The organism is Streptomyces sp. NPDC002032 (genome assembly GCF_042890765.1).
Lineage (GTDB): Bacteria > Actinomycetota > Actinomycetes > Streptomycetales > Streptomycetaceae > Streptomyces.
The window spans coordinates 110357-129838 of sequence record NZ_JBIASM010000013.1 but is presented as its reverse complement, the minus strand read 5'-3'; the positions used below and the strand labels follow the sequence as shown (position 1 = coordinate 129838).

The following is a 19482-nucleotide window of genomic DNA, read 5'->3' as shown; positions in this document are numbered from 1 at the left end:
CGTACGGTGCTCAGACCTCGCGGGTGCGGACGTACTCGGCGAGCCACTCGGGCAGCGCGGTGAGGTCCGGAAGGACCACGTCCGCGCCGGCGGCGCGCAGTTCGGCCTCCGGGCAGGGGCCGGTGGGAACGACCACTGAGAGCGCTCCCGCCGTGCGGGCGCCGCGGACGTCGCCCACGTGGTCGCCCACGTAGATCTGGGCCCCGTGCTCGCGCAGGGCGCCGGCCTTGGCCTCCGCCCACAGCCAGCCGATGACGGCGTCGGCCTCGATGCCGAGGTGCTCCAGGTGGTGTATGGCGTTGGGGGTGTTCTTGGCGGTGACGACGATCGCGCGGCCGCCGAGGGCCTGGACGGCCTTGATCGCCTCGCGGGCCCCGGGCATCGCCGGGGTCGGCTCGATCGCGTAGGTGGCGTACATCTCCCGGTAGCGGTCCCGCATTTCCGGGATCTCCTCGGGCTCGAACCAGTAGGCCAGCTCGTCCTCCAGCGGGGGCCCGAGGCGGGTGACGGCCTCGTCGGCGTCGATGAACCTGCCGGTGGCGGCGGAGAGCGCCTGGTAGTTGGCCCGGATGCCGGGCCGGGAGTCGATGAGGGTCATGTCGAGGTCGAACCCGACCGTCAGCGGGGCGGGAACCGTGGTCTCTCGGGGGGTGGAAGTCATGGTTCCCATTTTGCAGAGACCCGGCAAAGTCGAGGGAAAGTACACTTAAGCCCGGTTTACCAGATGATGACATCAGGTGAAATATCAACCCGGCGCTGGGGCTCCTCTCAAGGAATCCTCCCTTCCGCCACGACGCCGCCCCGTTCCGGCGGCCCCGCTTCAGGGGCGGCGGCGGGAGCGCCAGGCGACGTAGGCGGCCGTCGTGAGGCCCGCCGTACGGGACAGCGCGGGCCACAGGGACCGGAAGGCGGCGCCGAGTTGGTCGCGGGGCAGCGGCTCGCCCCAGTTGCCCGCGGCCCGGCCCCACAGCCACAGCATCCCCGCCGCGAACACCGCCGCGGGCAGCCCCAGCAGGGCCCACTTGCGCTCCCTCGGGCCGAGCACCCGGGAGACGTAGGCCAGCAGCCACCCGGCTGCGAGCAGCAGCCAGTACCCGGTGAGCGCCCCCACCGCGATCAGGGCCGCCGCCAGCAGCAGGAAGGGGTGCGGGCGGCGCCTCGCCACCGCGACGGCCGGCGCGGCCTCCTGCGGCGCGGCGGCCGCGCGCCGCTCGCGGACGAGGCGGGCCAGCCTGCGGACGCTCCCCCGGGGGGACTTCTCCGCCGGCTCCGGGGCGGCCTCCTCCTGCGGCTCCGGCTCCTTGAAGAGGTCCGGGATCTCGATGCCGCCCGCGAAACCCTCGACCTGCGGGCCCGCCCCCCGGCCGCCGCCCGGCGCGAGGCTCCACCAGTCGGGGTCGACGCCGTCGCCGGGGCCGAGTTCGTCGAGCCCGGCGAGGTGCGGCGGCACGTTGCGCGGCTCCTGCTCCGGGGGCGCCGGCCGCTTGCGCCGCAGCCCCCCGCCCCGCTGGACGGGAACGGCCGGGACCGGCGGCGAGGGCGTCGGGGCGACCGTCGGGCGGGCCTCCGGCGCGCCCAGGGTGTCCAGGACCTCCTCCGGCGTACCGATCCGCTCCAGGATGCGCCGGACGGCCGCCGGGGTGTCCGGGTCGTACTTGGCGCGCCGACGGTCGATCTCGTCCCGCAGCCCCGACACCAGCCGCATCCGGTCCCCCGACGACAGGTGCCGCCGCTGCGCCAAGTCCCCGACCCGGCTCAGATATTCGTAGACCAGATGGTCGCTCTCGATCCCCACGCCCCGGCTCCTCACGTCCCGCCTGACAGGAAGGTAGCGCGTGCGCCCGTGGAGCAGCCGTCGGCACAGCGGATACCGTGGACCGGATGGGGACCGGCCGACGACCGGCCGACGTGACCAGGAGGCGACCACCGTGCCCGAGGCAAGCACCGGCACCGCTGCGGCGAACGCCCCGCGCTCCCTCGCCGAGGCGCTGCGCGCCCGCGACGACGTGGCGCTCGCCGCCCTGCTCCACGCCCGGCCGGACCTGCTGAACCCGGTGCCCGGCGACGTCACCCAGCTCGCCACCCGGGCCGGCACCCGCGCGTCGGTGGTGCGCGCCCTGGACCGGCTGGACCGGTTCGCGCTGCAGACGGCCGAGGCCCTGGCGGTGGCCCCGGAGCCGTGCCCGTACCCGGTGCTGGAGTCGCTGCTGACCGGCGGCGAGGACGAGGCCGCGCGCGAGGCCCTCCCCCGCGCCCTGGGCACCCTGCGCGACCAGGCCCTGGTGTGGGGGGACGAGGAGCGGCTGCGCCTGGTGCGCACCGCCCGCGAACTGCTGGCGCCGTCCGCGCAGCGGGCCTCGCCGACCGGGCTGGGGCCCACCGTCGCGGAGGCCACGGCCGGGATGTCGCCGACCCGGATCCAGGAGATCGTCGCGGCGGCCGGGCTGCCCGCCACCCACGACCCGGTGTCGGCGGTGACGGCGCTGACCGGCCTGTTCACCGACCCGGAGCGGATGTCGGCCCTGCTGGACGAGGCTCCGGCGGAGGCGCACCAGGTGCTGGGGCGGCTCGTGTGGGGGCCGCCGTACGGGGAGGTGACGCCGAATCCGACGCCGCCCGTGCGCTGGCTGCGCGACCGGGGCCTGCTGCTGCCCGCGACGGCCCGCACGGTGGTGCTGCCCCGCGAGGTGGCCCTGCACCTGCGCGGCGGGCTCGCGCACCGGCGGACGGCGCCGCTGGCCCCGGAGGTCGGCGCGCACCGCGAGCACCGTCCACAGCTTGTGGACGCGAACGCCGCCGGGCAGGCGCTGGCCGCGCTGGGCACCGTGGAGGAGCTGGTGAAGTCCTGGGAGCACGCCGGGCCGGCGGTGCTGCGGGCCGGCGGGCTGTCCGTACGCGACCTCAAGCGGGCGGCGTCCACGCTGGACGCCACCGAGGCGGCGACGGCGTTCTGGGTGGAACTGGCCTACGCGGCCGGGCTGCTGGCCAGCGACGGCGAGGCCGACGAGCGGTACGCGCCGACCCCCGCCTTCGACGACTGGTGCGAACTGCCGCCCGCCGAACGCTGGTCGGTGCTGGCGGCGGCCTGGCTCGCGGCGACCCGGACGGCCGGGCTGGTCGGCGAACAGGACGCCAAGGGCCGCACCCTGTCGGCGCTCGGCCCCGACCTGGACCGGTCCGCCGCGCCCGAGGTGCGCCGCCGGGTCCTGGACCTGCTGGCCGACCTGCCGCAGGGCGCCTCCCCGGACCCGGACACGCTGCTGGACCGGCTCGCGTGGGAGCGGCCGGTGCGCGGGACGAGCGACCTGCGGGCCCGGCTGGCGCACTGGACGCTGAACGAGGCCGAGGTGCTGGGCGTCACCGGCCGGGGCGCCCTGAGCGCCTTCGGGCGGGCCCTGCTGACGGGGGCCGATCCGGCACCGCTGCTGGGGCCGCTGCTGCCGGAGCCGGTGGACCACGTCCTGCTCCAGGCCGACCTGACGGCGGTGGCACCGGGACCGCTGCGCCGCCCGCTCGGCGACACCCTGGCCGTGCTGGCCGACGTCGAGTCGAAGGGCGGGGCGACGGTGTACCGCTTCACGCCCGGCTCCGTACGCCGCGCCCTGGACTCCGGGCACACCGCCTCCGACCTGCACGCCTTCCTCGTCGAGCACAGCCGCACCCCGGTGCCGCAGCCGCTCGCGTACCTGATCGACGACGTGGCCCGGCGGCACGGGCACCTGCGGGTCGGGGCGGCCTCCTCGTACGTGCGCTGCGACGACGACGCGATGCTCGGCGAAATCCTGGCCGACAAGCGGTCGGCCGGGCTGGGGCTGCGCCGCCTCGCGCCGACCGTGCTGGCCGCGCAGGCCGAACCGGGCGCGCTGCTCGACGGGTTGCGCGCGATGGGCTACGCCCCGGCGGCGGAGTCCCGTACCGGCGACGTACTGGTGGCGCGGGCCGACGCGCACCGCACCCCGGCGCGTTCGGCGCCGGTGCCGGTCCCGGACGGGCCGCCGGCGCCGGACGCCACGCTGCTGGGCGCGGCGGTACGGGCGATCCGCGCGGGCGACCTGGCGGCGACGGCGGTCCGCAAGGAGCCGGCCCCGGACGCGGGCTCGGGCGCCGTCCCCGCTCCGGGCGAACTGCCGCGCACGAGCGCGGCGGAGACCCTGGCGACGGTGCAGGCGGCGGCGCTCACCGGCTCGGCGGTGTGGATCGGGTACGTGAACGCCGACGGGGCGGCGAGCCAGCGGGTCATCGCCCCGGTGCGGGTGGAGGGCGGCTTCGTCACCGGGTACGACCACACGGCGGACGAGGTGCGCACGTACGCCCTGCACCGCATCACGGGCGTGGCGGAACTGGCGGAGGACCAGGTCTGAAATCCGCTGGCCACCGGGCCCGCGGGCGGGGCAGTCTGACGGCATGTCCGCACGCCCCGCCGCCCACGCCGCGCCCGCCGCGACGCCCGCGCCGGCCGGCACCCCCGCCACACCCTGCACCTCTGCCACACCCGCCATGCCCGTCATACCCGCGCACCAGATCCGCGCGGCCCACACCGGCACCACGGTCACCGTCTACCAGGCCTACTCCCCCGCCCTGGGCCTCCCGGCGGCCCGCGACGGCCGCTTCCCGCCCGCCTGGAAGCGCGAGCGGATGACGTGGATCAAACCGTCGTTCCTGTGGATGATGTACCGCTGCGGCTGGGCCTCGAAGGCCGGTCAGGAGACCGTGCTCGCCGTCGAGATCACCCGCGCGGGCTTCGACCAGGCCCTCGCCGGCGCCTGCCTCTCGCACTACGCCCCCCGGGTGCACGCGGACCGCGACGCCTGGAAGGAGTCGGTGCGCAGCACGTACGCCCGGGTCCAGTGGGACCCGGAACGCGACCCGCACCTGAACCCGCTGCCGTACCGCTCGCTCCAGCTCGGCCTGTCGGGCCCCCTCTCGCGGGCCTACGCCGACGAGTGGACGGTCTCCATCCGCGACGTCACCCCGCTGGTGCGGGAGATCTACGGGCTGCTCCGGAGCGGCGACACCAACGCCGCCCGGGCCCTCCTGCCCGTCGAGACCCCCTACCCGGCGGGCCCGCTGCCTCACCTGGGCGCGTAGTCGACCCTCTCCGGGTCGTAGGGCCACGCCCCGGCGAGCCAGCGGGTCACCGTCCGGTACACCTCGGCGTCGAGGTGCCCCACCGGCACGACGAACCCGTCCGGTACGAAATCCCGCTGATCATCGTTCATGCCCGGACGGTACGCACGGCCTCCACGGCCGCGCACCGGAGCTCCCGCCGGGCCGTCGGGCCGTCCGCGCGGCGCAGAACCCTCCCGCCCGCCCGGCGATACGGCAGACTGGAGGTTTGCCCGTCCGCGTCCGGACGGGCACCCCACGCCGGAAAGGGGCGTCTGTGAACGGGCCTCTCATCGTCCAGAGCGACAAAACCCTCCTGCTCGAAGTCGACCACGAGCTCGCCGGGGCCGCGCGGCGGGCCATCGCGCCCTTCGCCGAGCTGGAGCGGGCGCCCGAGCACATCCACACCTACCGGATCACCCCGCTCGGGCTGTGGAACGCGCGGGCCGCCGGGCACGACGCCGAGCAGGTCGTCGACGCGCTCGTGGAGTTCTCCCGGTACCCCGTCCCGCACGCGCTGCTCGTCGACGTCGCCGAGACGATGGCCCGCTACGGGCGGCTCACCCTGTCCAAGGACCCCGTCCACGGGCTGGTGCTGACCAGCACCGACCGGCCGGTGCTGGAGGAGATCCTGCGGTCCAAGCGGATCACCCCGCTGGTCGGGGCGCGGCTGGACCCCGACACGGTGGCCGTCCACCCCTCCGAGCGCGGGCAGATCAAGCAGACCCTGCTCAAGCTGGGCTGGCCGGCCGAGGACCTCGCCGGGTACGTGGACGGCGAGGCCCACGCGATCGACCTGGTCGAGGACGGCTGGGCGCTGCGCCCCTACCAGCAGCAGGCCGTCGAGGGCTTCTGGCACGGCGGTTCCGGAGTGGTCGTGCTGCCCTGCGGCGCGGGCAAGACGCTGGTCGGCGCCGGGGCGATGGCCATGGCGAAGGCGACCACGCTGATCCTGGTGACGAACACCGTCTCGGCCCGGCAGTGGAAGCACGAGCTGATCAAGCGGACCACGCTGACGGAGGAGGAGATCGGCGAGTACTCCGGCACCCGCAAGGAGATCCGGCCCGTCACGATCGCCACCTACCAGGTGCTGACGACCAAGCGGAAGGGCGTCTATCCGCACCTGGAGCTCTTCGACTCCCGGGACTGGGGCCTGATCCTCTACGACGAGGTGCACCTGCTGCCCGCGCCGGTCTTCAAGTTCACCGCCGACCTCCAGGCCCGCCGCCGCCTCGGCCTGACCGCGACCCTGGTGCGCGAGGACGGCCGGGAGTCGGACGTCTTCTCCCTCATCGGGCCGAAGCGCTTCGACGCGCCGTGGAAGGAGATCGAGGCGCAGGGCTACATCGCGCCCGCCGACTGCGTCGAGGTCCGCGTCAACCTCACCGACTCGGAGCGCCTCGCGTACGCGACCGCCGAGACCGAGGAGAAGTACCGCTTCTGCGCGACGACCGCGACGAAGCGCAAGGTCACCGAGGCGCTGGTGCGCAAGCACCAGGGCGAGCAGACCCTCGTCATCGGCCAGTACATCGACCAGCTCGACGAGCTGGGCGAGCACCTGGACGCGCCCGTCATCAAGGGCGAGACCTCCAACGCGCAGCGCGAGAAGCTCTTCAACGCCTTCCGCGAGGGCGAGATCAGCGTGCTGGTCGTCTCGAAGGTGGCGAACTTCTCCATCGACCTGCCCGAGGCGACCGTCGCCATCCAGGTGTCGGGCACCTTCGGCTCCCGGCAGGAGGAGGCACAGCGCCTGGGCCGGGTGCTGCGTCCGAAGGCGGACGGGCACGAGGCGCGGTTCTACTCGGTGGTCGCGCGCGACACCATCGACCAGGACTTCGCCGCGCACCGGCAGCGCTTCCTCGCCGAGCAGGGGTACGCCTACCGGATCATGGACGCCGACGAGCTGCTGGCGAGCGACTGACCCCGGGCCCCAGGGGCGGCCGGGGCACGGGAACGGTGCCCGCCGGGCGCGGCAGCGCGCCCGGCCGGCCCGGGCGGCCAGTCCGTCCCAGGCGGCCCAGGCGGCCCGGACGGCCCGGGCGGCGGGCAGGACGCCGGGCGAGCGCCCCGGCCAGCACGGACAGCAGCGGTACGCACCACACCCACAGGTGCGCCCAGTCCAGCAGCAGGGCCCGCCCGGTCGCCGGGAGGTGGCGGGCCCAGAAGTCGGCGGAGGCCTGCGGCAGGACGAGCAGGCCGAGCAGGGCGGTCCCGGCGAATCCGGCCAGCGCCGTCAGCCCGGCCCGGACGCGGCGGGTCACCAGCAGGTACGGGATGAAGACGGCGGGGGTCAGCGTGATCCCGGCGGCGATGCCCAGCGCGAAGCCCTTGCCGAGCGCGAAGCGCGGCCGGCCCAGGTCCCAGAGGGCGAGGCAGGCCAGCGCCAGGTTGATCTGGCCGGGCAGCGGACTCTGGAACAGCGGCTCCAGCCAGAGTCCGGCGATGGTCACGGCGAGCACCCCGCCCGGCCGGGCCCTCAGCCGGCCCAGGCGGCAGGAGAGCAGGACGAGCAGGGCGAGCAGGCAGCCGCTCCCGAGGACGAGGACGGCCTTGAGCACGGCGGCCGGCAGCCAGGAGGCCGGCGTGAACAAGATCGCGGCGAACGGCGGGTAGGCGGCGGGCGGATGCCATTCGGCCCCGGAGAATTCACCCAGCAGGGCGTCGGCGGCCGGGATGCGCCAGCTGACGCACAGCACGCCCAGCACCAGCAGCGGGCCCGTGACCAGCACTCCGACCAGGGGCGACGGCGAGCGGCGGAGATCGGGGCTGCGGGTCACGCGCGTGACCTTAGTGGATCAGCACCCGGCCGACGCCGGGATCAGGCCACGCGTCCGGCGCTGTTCAGCGGCGTATGACGCCCGCGTCCTCGGCGTATTCACCCAGGACGACGACGCTCACGGCGGTCGCGGTGAAGACCTTCGCGGCGCGCAGCACATCGCCGAAGCGGTAGCGCGGACGGGAGGCGGAGGTTGCGGTGGCGCCGCTCGGGCGGCCGCCCTGGATCGGGGTGAAGGTTGCGGTGCTCATGTATCCATGGTGCGTTGCCCGCCCCGGATCCACATCGCCCTGCGGACGGAACCGCACGGCCCCCGGCCTCCTCCTCCCGGCCCATGCCGACCCCTACGGGCACCCCTGAGGTCTGACACTCCCCCGTATGACACCCGTACGGAGGTCCCTGCCGCCCCGGGACCTCCGCCCCGGTAATCCGTTCGCGGCGACCGGCCCCGCTGACTACAATCTCCGCTCTTGCCGCCTCCCGTCGCCCTTTCGGGGAGAGCCTCCCGCCGGACGGAAACCGGCGGGCATCCGTTGCCGCACCGCTGGAGGCAGTCCCGTGCCCGCGCACGCCCCCGACACCACCCCCGAAGCCGCCGCGACCGACCCCCTGGGCCGCGAACGTGCCCACCTGAGCGCCTCGCGCTCCGCCCTGCGCGCGATGCGCGAGGACGTGGAGGCCCTCGACATCCGCGACGTCACCGCGAACTGGGTCAACGCGGTCGTCCTCCAGGCCCAGATCGACGACCGCATCAAGGCCCTCGCCGACCTCTCCCACACCCCGCTCTTCTTCGGCCGCCTCGACTACCTGCACGCCCCGGGCGCGGAGCTGGCCGAGGGCGCGGGCGGCGAGCAGTTCTACATCGGCCGCCGCCACGTCCACGACGCCGACGGCGACCCCATGGTCATCGACTGGCGCGCGCCCGTCTCCCAGCCCTTCTACCGCGCCTCCAAGAAGGACCCGCAGGACATCGCCCTGCGCCGCCGCTTCGGATACACCGCCGGCGAACTGACGGCCTACGAGGACGAGCACCTCTCCGACCCCGCCGAAGCGGCCGCCGTCAGCAGGCTCCTCCAGCAGGAGATCGAACGCCCCCGCGTCGGCCCCATGCGCGACATCGTCGCGACGATCCAGCCCGAGCAGGACGAGATCGTCCGTTCCGGACTGTCCGGATCCGTCTGCGTCCAGGGCGGCCCGGGCACCGGGAAGACCGCCGTCGGCCTGCACCGCGTCGCCTATCTCCTCTACGCGCACCGCGAGCGTCTCGCCCGCACCGGCACACTGGTCATCGGCCCGAACCGGTCCTTCCTCCACTACATCGAGCAGGTCCTGCCGGCGCTGGGCGAGCTGGAGGTCAAGCAGGCCACCGTCGACGACCTCGTCGCCCGCGAGGGCCTGGAAGTACGCGGCACCGACACCGCCCCGACCGCCGTGATCAAGGGCGACGCCCGGATGGCCACGGTCCTGCGCCGCGCGGTCCGCTCCCACGTCACCGAGCCGGCCGAACCCCTCATGGTGGTCCGCGGCTCGCGCCGCTGGCGCGTCCCGGCCTACGAACTCGCCGAGATCGTCGCCGAACTCCAGAACCGCGACATCCGCTACGGGGCGGCCCGCGACGCGCTCCCGCAGCGCATCGCGCACACGGTCCTCGTCCGCATGGAACAGGCCGGAGAGGCCCCCGACGACCGGGTGCAGGACGCGGTGGCCCGCAACGCGGCGGTGAAGGCGGCCGTCAAGGCGGTCTGGCCCCCGCTGGAACCGGCCAAGCTGGTCCTGCGCCTCCTCTCGGACCCGGAGTTCCTGGCCGCGCACGCCGACGGCGTCCTCACGGCCGACGAGCAGCGCCTCCTGCTGTGGCCCAAGCCCTTCCGCAGCGTGAAGTCGGCGAAGTGGTCCGCGGCGGACCTGGTCCTTATCGACGAGGCCGCGGACCTGGTGGAACGCACCCCCTCGCTGGGCCACGTCGTCCTCGACGAGGCCCAGGACCTGTCCCCGATGCAGTACCGGGCCGTCGGACGCCGCTGCACGACCGGCTCCGCGACCGTCCTCGGCGACCTCGCGCAGGGCACCACCCCGTGGGCCACCCGCAGCTGGGACGAGGCCCTCACGCACCTCGGTAAGCCCGAAGCGGCGGTGGAGGAGCTCACGGCGGGCTTCCGCGTACCGCGCGAGGTGATCGCGTACGCGTCCCGGCTGCTCCCGGCCATCTCCCCGGGCCTGGCCCCGGTCTCCTCGGTCCGCGAAACCCCGGGCTCCCTGGTGGTGAGGGAGTCGGCGGACCTGACGGCGGACGTCGTCGCCGCCTGCCGGGACTCCCTCGCGCACGAGGGCTCGATCGGCCTGATCGCGGCGGACGCCCGGATCCCCGCCCTCGCGGAGGCCCTGCTCGCGGCGGGGCTGCCGTACCTGTCGCCCGGCGAGGAGACCACGGCGCAGTCGCGGCTGACGCTGGTGGCGGCCTCGCTGGCGAAGGGCCTGGAGTACGACTACGTGGTGCTGGACGAGCCCGCCGCGATCGTCTCCGGCGAACCGGACGAGCGCACGGGCCTGCGCCGCCTCTACGTCTGCCTCACCCGCGCGGTCTCCGGCCTGACGGCCCTCCACACCACCCCCCTCCCCCCAGCCCTGACCTGACACCCCAGGGACCACAGCGGGGCGGGACAAACCGACGGCCGAGTAACGGGCCGGAACGACCTGAGGGCCGGGGGTGGGGTGGGGTGCCGGCCGGGGCTCAAACGTGATTTGTTGGCGCGCGGTACCGCTCGACCGCCCACCTCCGACAGGGCGCCATAAATCATGCCCGCCCCGGCCGGCACCCCCCCCCGCCCCCGGCCCGCCCGGCACCCCCGCCCGCCCCCGACGCCCCGCCCCCGGCCCGCCCGGTACCCCACCCCCGACGCCCCGCCCCCGCCACCGGCACCACCGCCCCGAGCCGGCCCCCCGAAGGGCGCCGGCTCCTACCCCAGCGCCTCGCGCCACCGCGCCACCGCCGCCGCCGACACCGGCCGCCCCCACCCGTCGGGCCGCGCCGCCCCGCCGATGTGGAAGGCGTCGACGCCCCCCGCCCGCAGCTCCGGCAGGTGCGCCAGCGTCAGCCCGCCGCCGACCAGCATCCGCGCCCCGTACCCCGGCTCGCCCGCCCTCGCGGCCTCCGCCAGCAGCACGGGCAGCCCGTCGGCGACCCCGGCCGCCGACCCCGCCGTCAGATAGGTGTCCAGCCCCGGCAGGTCCGCCAGGGCCTTCCGCAGCTGGTCCCGGTCCGCCGCCCGGTCGATGGCCCGGTGGAAGGTCCACCGGCAGCCGTCGAGCTCCGCCAGGACCGCCTCGACGGCCGCCAGGTCCGGGCCGCCGTCCGGGTTCAGGAACCCGAGGACGAACTCCCGCGCCCCCTCGGCCCGCAGCCCCCGCGCCGTCCCGGCCAGTGCGGCGACGTCACCGGCGGCGAACCCGTCCGCCCTGCGGAGCATCACGCGCAGCGGAATGTCGACCGCCGCCCTGACCGCCGCGAAGGTCTCGCGCGACGGGCTGAGCCCGTCGGCGGCCATGTCGGTGACCAGTTCGAGTCGGTCCGCCCCACCCGCCTGCGCGGCGACCGCGTCCTCCGCGTCGAGGGCGATCACCTCCAGGAGCGCACGGTTGCTCATCGATGCCGTCCTTATGTTCCGGTTGTTCGGGTATGGAAAATAGGTCTAGTCCAATATTCAGGGTACGGGCCCGCACCCGCCCTTCACCAGCGACATCACGCCACCCCCACAATGTGCGCATGAACACAGACGCCGCGCACCGCGACACCACCGCCCTCCGCGCCCGCTGGCGGGCGACCGTCACCGCCGCCGGCGCCGACCCGGACCGCGACCCCGCCCCCTACGCCGACCGCCTCCTGGCCGCCTGGGCGGAGCCCCAGCGCCGCTACCACACCACCGCCCACCTGGCCGACGTACTGGCTCGGGCCGACGAGCTCGCCCCGCACGCCGCCGACCCCAGCGCCGTCGAGCTCGCCGCCTGGTTCCACGACGCCGTCTACCGTCCCGACCGCTCCGAGAACGAGGAGCGCAGCGCCGCCCTCGCCGAGCGCGCCCTCCCCGAGCTCGGCATCGACCCCGCCCGCACCGCCGAGGTGGCCCGCCTGGTCCGGCTCACCGTCACCCACGACCCCGCCCCCGGCGACACCAACGGCGAGGCCCTCTGCGACGCCGACCTCGCCGTCCTCGCCGGCTCCCCGCAGCGGTACGCCGCCTATGCCGCCGCCGTCCGCGCGGAGTACGGCTTCGTCCCCGACGAGGACTTCCGGGCCGGCCGCGCCGCCGTCCTGCGCCAGCTCCTCGGCCTGCCCCGCCTCTTCCGTACCCCCTACGGCGCCGCCCACTGGGAGGCCCCGGCCCGGCGCAACCTCGCCGCCGAGCTCGACGCCCTGACCTGACATACGACGCCCCACCCGGGAATGCGTCCACGTTCGCGGCGGTTTGTGAAAGTCATGCCCGCAGCTTCCGTACGCCCCCGCATGCCCGTGGCCGTCTACATCCTCGGCCTGTCCGTCTTCGCGCTCGGCACCAGTGAGTTCATGCTCTCCGGGCTGCTGCCACCGATCGCCGAGGACATGGGCGTCACGATCCCGCAGGCGGGGCTGCTGATATCGGCGTTCGCGATCGGCATGGTCGTCGGCGCCCCGCTGCTGGCCGTCGCCACCCTGCGCCTGCCGCGCCGCACCACCCTGATCGCCCTGATCACCCTCTTCGGCCTCGGGCAGGTCGCGGGCGCGCTGGCCCCCTCGTACGGGCTGCTCTTCGCCTCCCGCGTGGTCTCGGCCCTCGCCTGCGCCGGGTTCTGGGCCGTCGGCGCGGCCGTCGCCATCGCCATGGTCGACAAGGACCAGCGGGCCCGCGCCATGGCCGTCATGATCGGCGGCCTATCCATCGCCAACGTCCTCGGGGTCCCGGCGGGCGCCTTCCTCGGCGAGACGTTCGGCTGGCGGGCCGCCTTCTGGTCGGTCGGCGTGGCCTCCGCCATCGCCCTGGCCGGGATCCTGGCGCTGATCCCGAAGATCCCGCTGCCCGCCGAGAAGCCGCGCCTCGGACGCGAGCTGCGCATCTACCGCGACCGCCAGGTATGGCTGGCGATCGGCATCACGGCGCTCGCCGCGGGCGGCGTCTTCTGCGCCTTCAGCTACCTGTCCCCGCTGCTCACCGATGTCGCCGGGCTGGACTCGAAGTGGGTGCCGTGGGTCCTCGCCCTGTTCGGCGCGGGCGCGCTGGCCGGCACCACCGTCGGCGGCCGGATCGCGGACGCGCACCTCTTCGGGGTGATGCTCTGGGGCATCACCGCCTCCACCGTCTTCCTCGCCGCGCTGACGCTGCTGGCCTCGGTGCAGGTGGCCGCCGTCGCCCTGTCGTTCCTGCTCGGCCTCTCGGCGTTCGCCACCGCCCCGGCCCTCAACGCCCGCATGTTCAACGTCGCCGGAGCCGCCCCCACCCTCGCCGGAGCCACCACCACCGCCGCCTTCAACCTGGGCAACACCGGCGGGCCCTGGCTCGGCGGCACCGTCATCGACTCCGGCCACGGCTTCGTCAGCCCCGCCTGGGCGGGCGGCGCCATGACCCTGGCCGCCCTCGCCCTCACCGTGATCGCCCTGCGCCTGGACCGCCGTACGCGGCCCCGCGCGACCCGCGTCGTCGCCTCGGGATCCGCCACCGCGGGCTCCGCCACCGCAGGCTCCGCCGCCCCGGGATCCGCCGCCCCGCAGCCGGCCGACGCGTAGACCCCGGCCCGGGCCGCCCCGCTCAGGCCGGGCGGCCCTTCGGCCTGCGCAGCCCCGCCTCCGTCAGCCGCCGCACCAGCTCCTTGCTGCCGATCTCCACCGCGCCCGCCCCGACCGCGTCCGCGTACCGGTGCGCGGGCACGTCGTAGTGGTCCCGCTCGAAGGCCCGCGCCGGGCAGCCGATGGCCGCCGCGAAGGCGTGCAGTTCCTCGTACGAGACGTCGCTGACCAGGTGCGACCACATGCGGCCGTGCCCGGGCCAGACCGGCGGGTCGATGTAGACCGTCACGGGCGGCTCACCTGCCCGGGTGGAAGACGGGGCCGAGGCCCCCGACGGCCGCCACCCGCACGCCCGCCTCCGAACACACCCAGTGCGGATCGGGCCCCAGCTCCGGCTCCACGTCCAGCGCGTGCGGCTCGCCGTGCCCGCACACCGGGCACAGCGGCCAGCGCCCGTACTTCTCCAGCAGGGCGTCCTTCACGTCCTGCGCGACGAGTCCGGCGAGGTAGTCGACGCCCTCGGGCCACTGCTCCACCCACCACCGGCGGTGCGTGACGGAGTCCTCCACGAGGGAGACGACGTCGGCATCGGCGACCTCACCGGCGGCGAGGTCGGCGAGCACAAGGGCACGGGCGATGTGCAGCGCCTGTTCCAGGGGGGTCGCGTGGTCCATGCGCCCATTGTGGCCCCGTACCGGCCGGACGGAGAAGGCTCATGGCGTCTTGACGGCCGCCCCCACCGAAAATAGCTTTCACGGGTGAGCCAGATCACGAAGGAAACCTTCACCCCCGAGCACCCCACCCCCGAGCACCCCGCCCCCGCGGCCCTGCGCTCCCGCGTCCGCTCGCTCGCGGCCTCCATGACCCCGTCCGTGCGGGCCGTCGCCGAAGCCGTCGCCGCCGATCCCGCCGGATGCGCCCGGCTCACCGTCACCGCCCTCGCCGAACGCACCGGCACCAGCGAGGCCACTGTCGTCCGCGCCGCCCGCCTCCTCGGCTACCCCGGCTACCGCGACCTGCGCCTGGCGCTGGCCGCCCTCGCCGCCCGCCAGGAATCCGACCCGGCGGCCGCCCTCGACGTCGGCATAGCCGTCGACGACCCCCTCGCCGACGTGGTCGCCAAGCTGGCCCACGAGGAGGCGCGGACCCTCGCCGACACCGCCGCCGGACTCGACCTCACCCAGCTGGCCGCCGCCGTCGACGCCCTCGCGACCGCCCGCCGCATCGACATCTACGGCGTCGGCGCCTCCGGCCTCGTCGGCCAGGACCTCGCCCAGAAGCTGGCGCGCATCGGTCTGATCGCGCACGCCCACCAGGACCCCCACCTCGCCGTCACCCACGCCGTCCTGCTGCGCCCCGGGGACGTGGCCGTCGCCGTCACCCACTCCGGCGGCACCGGCGACGTCATCGACCCGCTGCGCCACGCCTTCGGGAACGGCGCCACGACCATCGCGGTCACCGGCCGCCCCGGCGCGCCCGTCACCCGCCACGCCGACCTCGTCCTGGCCACCTCCGCCGCCCGCGAGAGCGGGCTGCGCCCGGCCGCCATGTCGAGCCGGACCAGCCAGCTCCTCGTCGTCGACTGCCTGTTCGTCGGCGTCGCGCAGCGGACCTACGACACCGCCGCACCCGCGCTCGCCGCCTCGTACGAGGCCCTCGCCCCCCGCCACCGCCCGCCCCGCACCGCCCGCTAGGAGCCCCCGCCCATGACCGCGTACGCCGCCCTGCGCGCCCAGCTCGACACCCTGACCACCGAGGCCTTCCGCCCGGAGCTGGCCGAGATCGACCGGCTCCCCACCCTGGAGCTCGTCCGCGTCATGAACGCCGAGGACGCCACCGTCCCGGCCGCCGTCGCCGGGCAGCTCCCGGCCATCGCCGCCGCGGTCGACGCGATCGCCGCCCGCATGGCCCGTGGCGGCCGCCTGGTCTACGCGGGCGCGGGCACCGCCGGGCGCCTCGGGGTCCTGGACGCCAGCGAGTGCCCGCCCACCTTCAACACCGACCCGGCGCAGGTCGTCGGCCTGATCGCGGGCGGCCCGACCGCGCTGGTCAAGGCCGTCGAGGGCGCCGAGGACTCCGCGGAACTGGCCGCGGCGGACCTCACCGCCCTCGACCTGGGCGCCGACGACACCGTCGTCGGCATCTCCGCCTCCGGCCGCACCCCGTACGCGATCGGCGCCGTCGAGTTCGCCCGTACCCGCGGCGCGCTCAGCGTCGGGCTGTCCTGCAACGCCGGCTCCGCGCTCGCCGCGGCCGCCGAGCACGGCATCGAGGTCGTCGTCGGCCCCGAACTGCTCACCGGCTCGACCCGGCTGAAGGCGGGCACCGCCCAGAAGCTCGTACTGAACCTCATCTCGACGGTCACGATGATCCGCCTCGGCAAGACGTACGGGAACCTCATGGTCGACGTGCGCGCCTCGAACGAGAAGCTGCGCGCCCGCTCCCGCCGCATCGTCGCCCTGGCCACCGGCGCGTCCGACGCGGAGATCGAGGCCGCCCTCACCGCCACCGGCGGCGAGGTCAAGAACGCCGTCCTCGTCCTCCTCGGCGCCGTGGACGGCCCCACCGCCGCCGCGCTCCTCGACGCGTCGGGGGGCCACCTGCGGGCGGCCCTCGACGCGGCCCGCTGACCGTCCGCTCCCCACCCGCCCCGCCCCGCTCGCCCCGCCCGCTCCCCCAACCCAAGGCGACCCCACCATGTCCACTGACAAGAACCGCGCCACCGCAGCCGCGATCCTTCCTCTGGTCGGCGGCCCGGACAACATCACCTCCGTCGCGCACTGCATGACCCGGATGCGGGTCACGCTGCGCGACCGCTCGCTCGTGCGGGACGCGGAGCTCAAGGCGCTCCCCGCGGTCCTGGGCGTGGTCGAGGACGACACCTACCAGATCGTGCTGGGGCCGGGCGCCGTCGCCCGCGTCACCCCGGAGTTCGAGGCCCTGCTCGCGGCGGGGCGCACACCGGCCGCCCCCGCCTCCCCCGCCACCGCCCCCGCCCCGGCCCCCGCCACGGCCCCCGCGCCCGCGCCGGGGCCCGCGCTGGGGCCCGTGACCGCGGCCGACCTCGCCCACCGGGGCGCGGACCTGAAGACCGCCCAGAAGGCGCGCAACGCCACCCCGTTCAAGCTGTTCCTGCGCCGCGTCGCGAACATCTTCGTCCCGCTGATCCCCGCCCTCATCGGCTGCGGCGTCATCGCGGGGCTGGGCGGCCTGCTCACCAACCTCGGCTGGCTCCCCGGCCTGGTCCCGGCGCTGGCCGCGATCGGCAGCGGCTTCATGTCCCTCATCGCCGTCTTCGTCGGCTACAACACGGCGAAGGAGTTCGGCGGCACGGCCGTCCTGGGCGGCGCGGTCGCCGCGGTCATCGTCTTCCCCGGCGTCGCGAAGATCGACGCGTTCGGCCAGCACCTCTCCCCCGGCCAGGGCGGCGTCCTGGGCGCGCTGGCGGCCGCACTGCTCGCCGTACAGGTGGAGAAGTGGTGCCGCAGGTGGGTCCCCGAGACGCTGGACGTGCTGGTCACGCCCACCCTCACCGTGCTGGTCTGCGGCCTGGTCACCCTCTTCGGCCTGATGTTCCTCGCCGGTGAGGTCGCCTCCGCCACCGGCGGCTTCGCCACCTGGCTGCTGGCCACCGGCGGCGCCTTCGCCGGGCTCGTGCTGGGCGGGCTCTTCCTGCCCCTGGTGATGCTCGGCCTGCACCAGGCCCTGATCCCGATCCACACGACCCTCATCGAGCAGACCGGCTACACCGTGCTCCTGCCCATCCTCGCCATGGCGGGCGCGGGCCAGGTCGGGGCGGCCCTCGCCGTCTACTGCCGGCTGCCGCGCAACCGCTCGCTGCGCGCCACCATCAAGTCCGCGCTCCCGGCCGGTTTCCTGGGCGTCGGCGAGCCGCTGATCTACGGGGTGTCCCTGCCGCTGGGCCGCCCCTTCGTCACCGCCTGCGCGGGCGGCGCGGCGGGCGGCGCCTTCGTCGGCCTCTGCAACCAGCTGGGCGTGAGCTTCGGTTCGACGGCCATCGGCCCCTCCGGCTGGGCGCTGTTCCCGCTGCTGTCGGGCAGCTCGGGGCCGGGCGTGACCGTCGCCGTGTACGCGGGCGGGCTCGCGACCGGCTACCTCGTCGGCTTCGCCGCGACCTACTTCTTCGGCTTCACCCGGCGGATGCTGGAGGACCTCAACACCGATGCGGAGCCGGACCCGGCCGCGGACGCCGGGGCCGCCGGACCGGCGAAGGAGCCGGTGGCGGCGTAGCCGGCCCCGCGGGCCGCGGCGCGGGGGCCCGGCCCGCGGGGGCAGCCCCGGCGCCTCAGCAGTTGGACGGCGCCGTACGGCCCGCGAAGCGGTCCGCGATCCAGGCCAGGTACTCGCTCCGGGCCACGAACGGGATCGTCTGGTGCGTCGCGCCCTGGTACTTGGTGTACTGGACGGGCTGGCTGAAGCCGCAGGCCCGCTTCACGTACTCCGTCGTCGAGTTCGGGTTGATGACGGTGTCGGCCGTCCCCTGCATGACGAGGACCGGCGCCACCCCCGCCGCGTAGCCCGGGGTGTTCTCGTGGAAGCGCTCGTACCAGGCCCGCGGTACCTGCGGCACCGGCGTGAACAGGGTGTCGAGCTGTCCGGTGTTGCCCACGTTGTTCTGGATGACGTCGGAGAAGTGCTCGATGCAGGCCACCCCATCGCCCTGGAGGGCGTCCAGTCCGGCCGGTCTCAGCACGTCCGTGGCGCGCAGCTCCGGGTACGCGGCGAGGAAGCCCCGGTAGACGTTGACGCGCAGCGCCGCCTGATGGGAGGGGGAGGTGGCGTCGGTGGGGCCGGGCAGTACCAGGCCCTCGAACTCCGGCCCGATGTCGGCCGCGGGGGCCAGGCCCGCCACGCCGACCAGCCTGGTCTCGGGGGTGTAGCGGCGGACGGTCTGGTTGATGAACATCGCCGCGCCGCCGCCCTGCGACCAGCCCAGCACCGCGGCCTTGTCGTTGGCGTGGGTCAGGTCGATCTGGCGGGCCGCGCGGACGGAGTCCAGGACGTTGCGGGATTCGGTGGCCCCGACGACGTACTGGTGCACGCCGGGGGTGCCGAGGCCCTGGTAGTCGGTGCCGACGACGACGTCGCCCGCCGCGAGGAGGTCGGTGAGCGCCGGGACGCCGACGTCGATGCCCCACGGGCTCTCGTACGTGAAGTAGTCGACCAGGTCGACGGCCGGGTCCGGTACGGCGGAGGGGGCGCACGTCCGCGGTCCGCCGACGGTGCCGTGCGCCCAGGCCACCACGTTGCGGCCCTGGCGCGGCGCCGCCCGGTCGGGCCAGGCGACGATGCCGGACACGGCGACGGGCCTGCCGTCGCCGAGGGTGGAGAGGTAGAGGATCCGGCAGGCGCGGGCGCCACCGGGCGCCTGCACGCGGCGGGCCCAGATCAGGTCGCCGTGCTCCCCCTCGGGCAGGGGCGACGGCGGGTCGTAGAACCGCTCGCCCTCGGGCCCGAGAGGCACGCCCGGCGCGCACTCGGCCCGGCCCTTGCCGCCGTCGGGGTTGCCGGTGGGGGCGGCCGTGGCGGCGGTGCCGCCGAAGCCCAGTGCGAGGGCCGCCGCCACGGCCGCGGCGATCCCCGATACCCGTCGTCTCATCCTCGGTCCTGTCCCTTCATCGGCTCATCGGCCGATGTGCTCGGCGCCGGAGCAGAGACTAGGGAGATATGACCTATTTGTCACACATGATGATGTTTCATATGTGCTGTGTCGGGGGGGGGGGGGGGGGCGGCGCCCCCCCCCGCCCCCCCCCCGCCCGGGGGGGGGGCCGGCCGAGACCGGAAGAAAAAGCTGCCGCCGCCCCCCCCCGCCCCGGGGGGGTGG

General features: G+C 75.3%; 18 protein-coding genes. 9 read left to right on the top strand and 9 right to left on the bottom strand.

Annotation, left to right across the window (positions count from 1 at the left end):
• Positions 1-10 precede the first annotated feature (10 nt).
• Together ACFYYT_RS26915 and ACFYYT_RS26910 are read right to left on the bottom strand one after the other, a co-directional pair.
• The gene (locus ACFYYT_RS26915; RefSeq protein WP_351828040.1) at positions 11-661 is read right to left on the bottom strand and encodes an HAD family hydrolase; all 651 of its coding nucleotides are present in this window, start codon (positions 659-661) and stop codon (positions 11-13) included.
• 159 nt (positions 662-820) lie between these two features.
• Positions 821-1795, bottom strand: a complete 975-nt coding sequence (locus ACFYYT_RS26910) for a hypothetical protein (RefSeq protein ID WP_351828037.1) — start codon at positions 1793-1795, stop codon at positions 821-823.
• Positions 1796-1928: 133 nt separating this feature from the next.
• On the opposite strand from ACFYYT_RS26910, the gene ACFYYT_RS26905 reads away from it, so the two are divergent.
• Together ACFYYT_RS26905 and ACFYYT_RS26900 are read left to right on the top strand one after the other, a co-directional pair.
• Positions 1929-4361: a helicase C-terminal domain-containing protein gene (locus tag ACFYYT_RS26905; protein ID WP_351828034.1), complete on the top strand. Its 2433-nt coding sequence runs from the start codon at positions 1929-1931 to the stop codon at positions 4359-4361.
• A gap of 136 nt (positions 4362-4497) precedes the next feature.
• Entirely contained in the window at positions 4498-5088 is a 591-nt protein-coding gene (locus ACFYYT_RS26900) for a DUF4291 domain-containing protein (protein WP_351828089.1), read from the top strand.
• On the opposite strand, the gene ACFYYT_RS26895 is transcribed toward ACFYYT_RS26900, so the two are convergent.
• Entirely contained in the window at positions 5073-5219 is a 147-nt protein-coding gene (locus ACFYYT_RS26895; protein ID WP_351828031.1) for a hypothetical protein, read from the bottom strand. The two genes, ACFYYT_RS26900 and ACFYYT_RS26895, sit on opposite strands and share 16 nt — an antisense overlap.
• Positions 5220-5383: 164 nt before the next feature.
• Between ACFYYT_RS26895 and ACFYYT_RS26890 the strand changes: the two genes are divergently transcribed.
• Positions 5384-7027 (top strand): DNA repair helicase XPB, encoded by a 1644-nt coding sequence (locus tag ACFYYT_RS26890; RefSeq protein WP_351828029.1) that lies wholly within the window; start codon positions 5384-5386, stop codon positions 7025-7027.
• Here the strand turns inward: ACFYYT_RS26890 and ACFYYT_RS26885 are convergent.
• Together ACFYYT_RS26885 and ACFYYT_RS26880 are read right to left on the bottom strand one after the other, a co-directional pair.
• Positions 6993-7883 (bottom strand): glycosyltransferase family 87 protein, encoded by an 891-nt coding sequence (locus ACFYYT_RS26885; RefSeq protein ID WP_351828026.1) that lies wholly within the window; start codon positions 7881-7883, stop codon positions 6993-6995. The genes ACFYYT_RS26890 and ACFYYT_RS26885 overlap by 35 nt on opposite strands.
• Positions 7884-7947: 64 nt before the next feature.
• The gene (locus tag ACFYYT_RS26880) at positions 7948-8133 is read right to left on the bottom strand and encodes a hypothetical protein (protein WP_351828024.1); all 186 of its coding nucleotides are present in this window, start codon (positions 8131-8133) and stop codon (positions 7948-7950) included.
• Positions 8134-8542: 409 nt separating this feature from the next.
• Between ACFYYT_RS26880 and ACFYYT_RS26875 the strand changes: the two genes are divergently transcribed.
• On the top strand, positions 8543-10516 hold the full coding sequence (locus tag ACFYYT_RS26875) for a HelD family protein (RefSeq protein ID WP_385324112.1): 1974 nt from the start codon (positions 8543-8545) through the stop codon (positions 10514-10516).
• A 323-nt stretch (positions 10517-10839) separates the two neighbouring features.
• Here the strand turns inward: ACFYYT_RS26875 and ACFYYT_RS26870 are convergent, their stop codons facing one another.
• Positions 10840-11526 carry a copper homeostasis protein CutC gene (locus ACFYYT_RS26870; protein ID WP_351831158.1) on the bottom strand — a complete coding sequence of 229 codons (687 nt, stop codon included), beginning with the start codon at positions 11524-11526 and terminating at the stop codon, positions 10840-10842.
• Between the two features lie 119 nt (positions 11527-11645).
• On the opposite strand from ACFYYT_RS26870, the gene ACFYYT_RS26865 reads away from it, so the two are divergent.
• On the top strand, positions 11646-12302 hold the full coding sequence (locus ACFYYT_RS26865; protein ID WP_351831156.1) for a hypothetical protein: 657 nt from the start codon (positions 11646-11648) through the stop codon (positions 12300-12302).
• A gap of 81 nt (positions 12303-12383) precedes the next feature.
• On the top strand, positions 12384-13637 hold the full coding sequence (locus ACFYYT_RS26860) for a Cmx/CmrA family chloramphenicol efflux MFS transporter (RefSeq protein WP_351831161.1): 1254 nt from the start codon (positions 12384-12386) through the stop codon (positions 13635-13637).
• 22 nt (positions 13638-13659) lie between these two features.
• On the opposite strand, the gene ACFYYT_RS26855 is transcribed toward ACFYYT_RS26860, so the two are convergent.
• Both ACFYYT_RS26855 and ACFYYT_RS26850 read right to left on the bottom strand, forming a co-directional pair.
• Positions 13660-13926 (bottom strand): DUF4031 domain-containing protein, encoded by a 267-nt coding sequence (locus tag ACFYYT_RS26855; RefSeq protein ID WP_351831154.1) that lies wholly within the window; start codon positions 13924-13926, stop codon positions 13660-13662.
• 7 nt (positions 13927-13933) lie between these two features.
• Positions 13934-14311 carry a hypothetical protein gene (locus ACFYYT_RS26850; RefSeq protein WP_351831152.1) on the bottom strand — a complete coding sequence of 126 codons (378 nt, stop codon included), beginning with the start codon at positions 14309-14311 and terminating at the stop codon, positions 13934-13936.
• Positions 14312-14395: 84 nt separating this feature from the next.
• Between ACFYYT_RS26850 and ACFYYT_RS26845 the strand changes: the two genes are divergently transcribed.
• The 3 genes from ACFYYT_RS26845 to ACFYYT_RS26835 all read left to right on the top strand — a co-directional run bounded on the left by ACFYYT_RS26845 (position 14396) and on the right by ACFYYT_RS26835 (position 17888).
• Positions 14396-15331, top strand: a complete 936-nt coding sequence (locus ACFYYT_RS26845; protein WP_351831151.1) for a MurR/RpiR family transcriptional regulator — start codon at positions 14396-14398, stop codon at positions 15329-15331.
• Positions 15332-15343: 12 nt separating this feature from the next.
• Entirely contained in the window at positions 15344-16267 is a 924-nt protein-coding gene (gene murQ / locus ACFYYT_RS26840) for an N-acetylmuramic acid 6-phosphate etherase (RefSeq protein WP_351831148.1), read from the top strand.
• A 67-nt stretch (positions 16268-16334) separates the two neighbouring features.
• Positions 16335-17888 (top strand): PTS transporter subunit EIIC, encoded by a 1554-nt coding sequence (locus tag ACFYYT_RS26835; RefSeq protein WP_351831146.1) that lies wholly within the window; start codon positions 16335-16337, stop codon positions 17886-17888.
• A 55-nt stretch (positions 17889-17943) separates the two neighbouring features.
• On the opposite strand, the gene ACFYYT_RS26830 is transcribed toward ACFYYT_RS26835, so the two are convergent.
• A complete protein-coding gene (locus ACFYYT_RS26830; protein WP_351831144.1) occupies positions 17944-19257 on the bottom strand; it encodes a lipase family protein in 1314 nt (437 codons plus the stop codon).
• Positions 19258-19482 lie beyond the last annotated feature (225 nt).

Excerpts from the sequence above, each read along its gene's own strand:
- ACFYYT_RS26860 (WP_351831161.1), top strand. The coding sequence starts at position 12,384 with ATGCCCGTGGCCGTCTACATCCTCGGCCTGTCCGTCTTCGCGCTCGGC.
- ACFYYT_RS26895 (WP_351828031.1), bottom strand. The coding sequence starts at position 5,219 with ATGAACGATGATCAGCGGGATTTCGTACCGGACGGGTTCGTCGTGCCG.
- ACFYYT_RS26875 (WP_385324112.1), top strand. The coding sequence starts at position 8,543 with ATGCGCGAGGACGTGGAGGCCCTCGACATCCGCGACGTCACCGCGAAC.
- murQ (WP_351831148.1), top strand. The coding sequence starts at position 15,344 with ATGACCGCGTACGCCGCCCTGCGCGCCCAGCTCGACACCCTGACCACC.
- ACFYYT_RS26850 (WP_351831152.1), bottom strand. The coding sequence starts at position 14,311 with ATGGACCACGCGACCCCCCTGGAACAGGCGCTGCACATCGCCCGTGCC.
- ACFYYT_RS26830 (WP_351831144.1), bottom strand. The coding sequence starts at position 19,257 with ATGAGACGACGGGTATCGGGGATCGCCGCGGCCGTGGCGGCGGCCCTC.
- ACFYYT_RS26835 (WP_351831146.1), top strand. The coding sequence starts at position 16,335 with ATGTCCACTGACAAGAACCGCGCCACCGCAGCCGCGATCCTTCCTCTG.
- ACFYYT_RS26915 (WP_351828040.1), bottom strand. The coding sequence starts at position 661 with ATGACTTCCACCCCCCGAGAGACCACGGTTCCCGCCCCGCTGACGGTC.
- ACFYYT_RS26870 (WP_351831158.1), bottom strand. The coding sequence starts at position 11,526 with ATGAGCAACCGTGCGCTCCTGGAGGTGATCGCCCTCGACGCGGAGGAC.
- ACFYYT_RS26880 (WP_351828024.1), bottom strand. The coding sequence starts at position 8,133 with ATGAGCACCGCAACCTTCACCCCGATCCAGGGCGGCCGCCCGAGCGGC.
- ACFYYT_RS26865 (WP_351831156.1), top strand. The coding sequence starts at position 11,646 with ATGAACACAGACGCCGCGCACCGCGACACCACCGCCCTCCGCGCCCGC.
- ACFYYT_RS26900 (WP_351828089.1), top strand. The coding sequence starts at position 4,498 with ATGCCCGTCATACCCGCGCACCAGATCCGCGCGGCCCACACCGGCACC.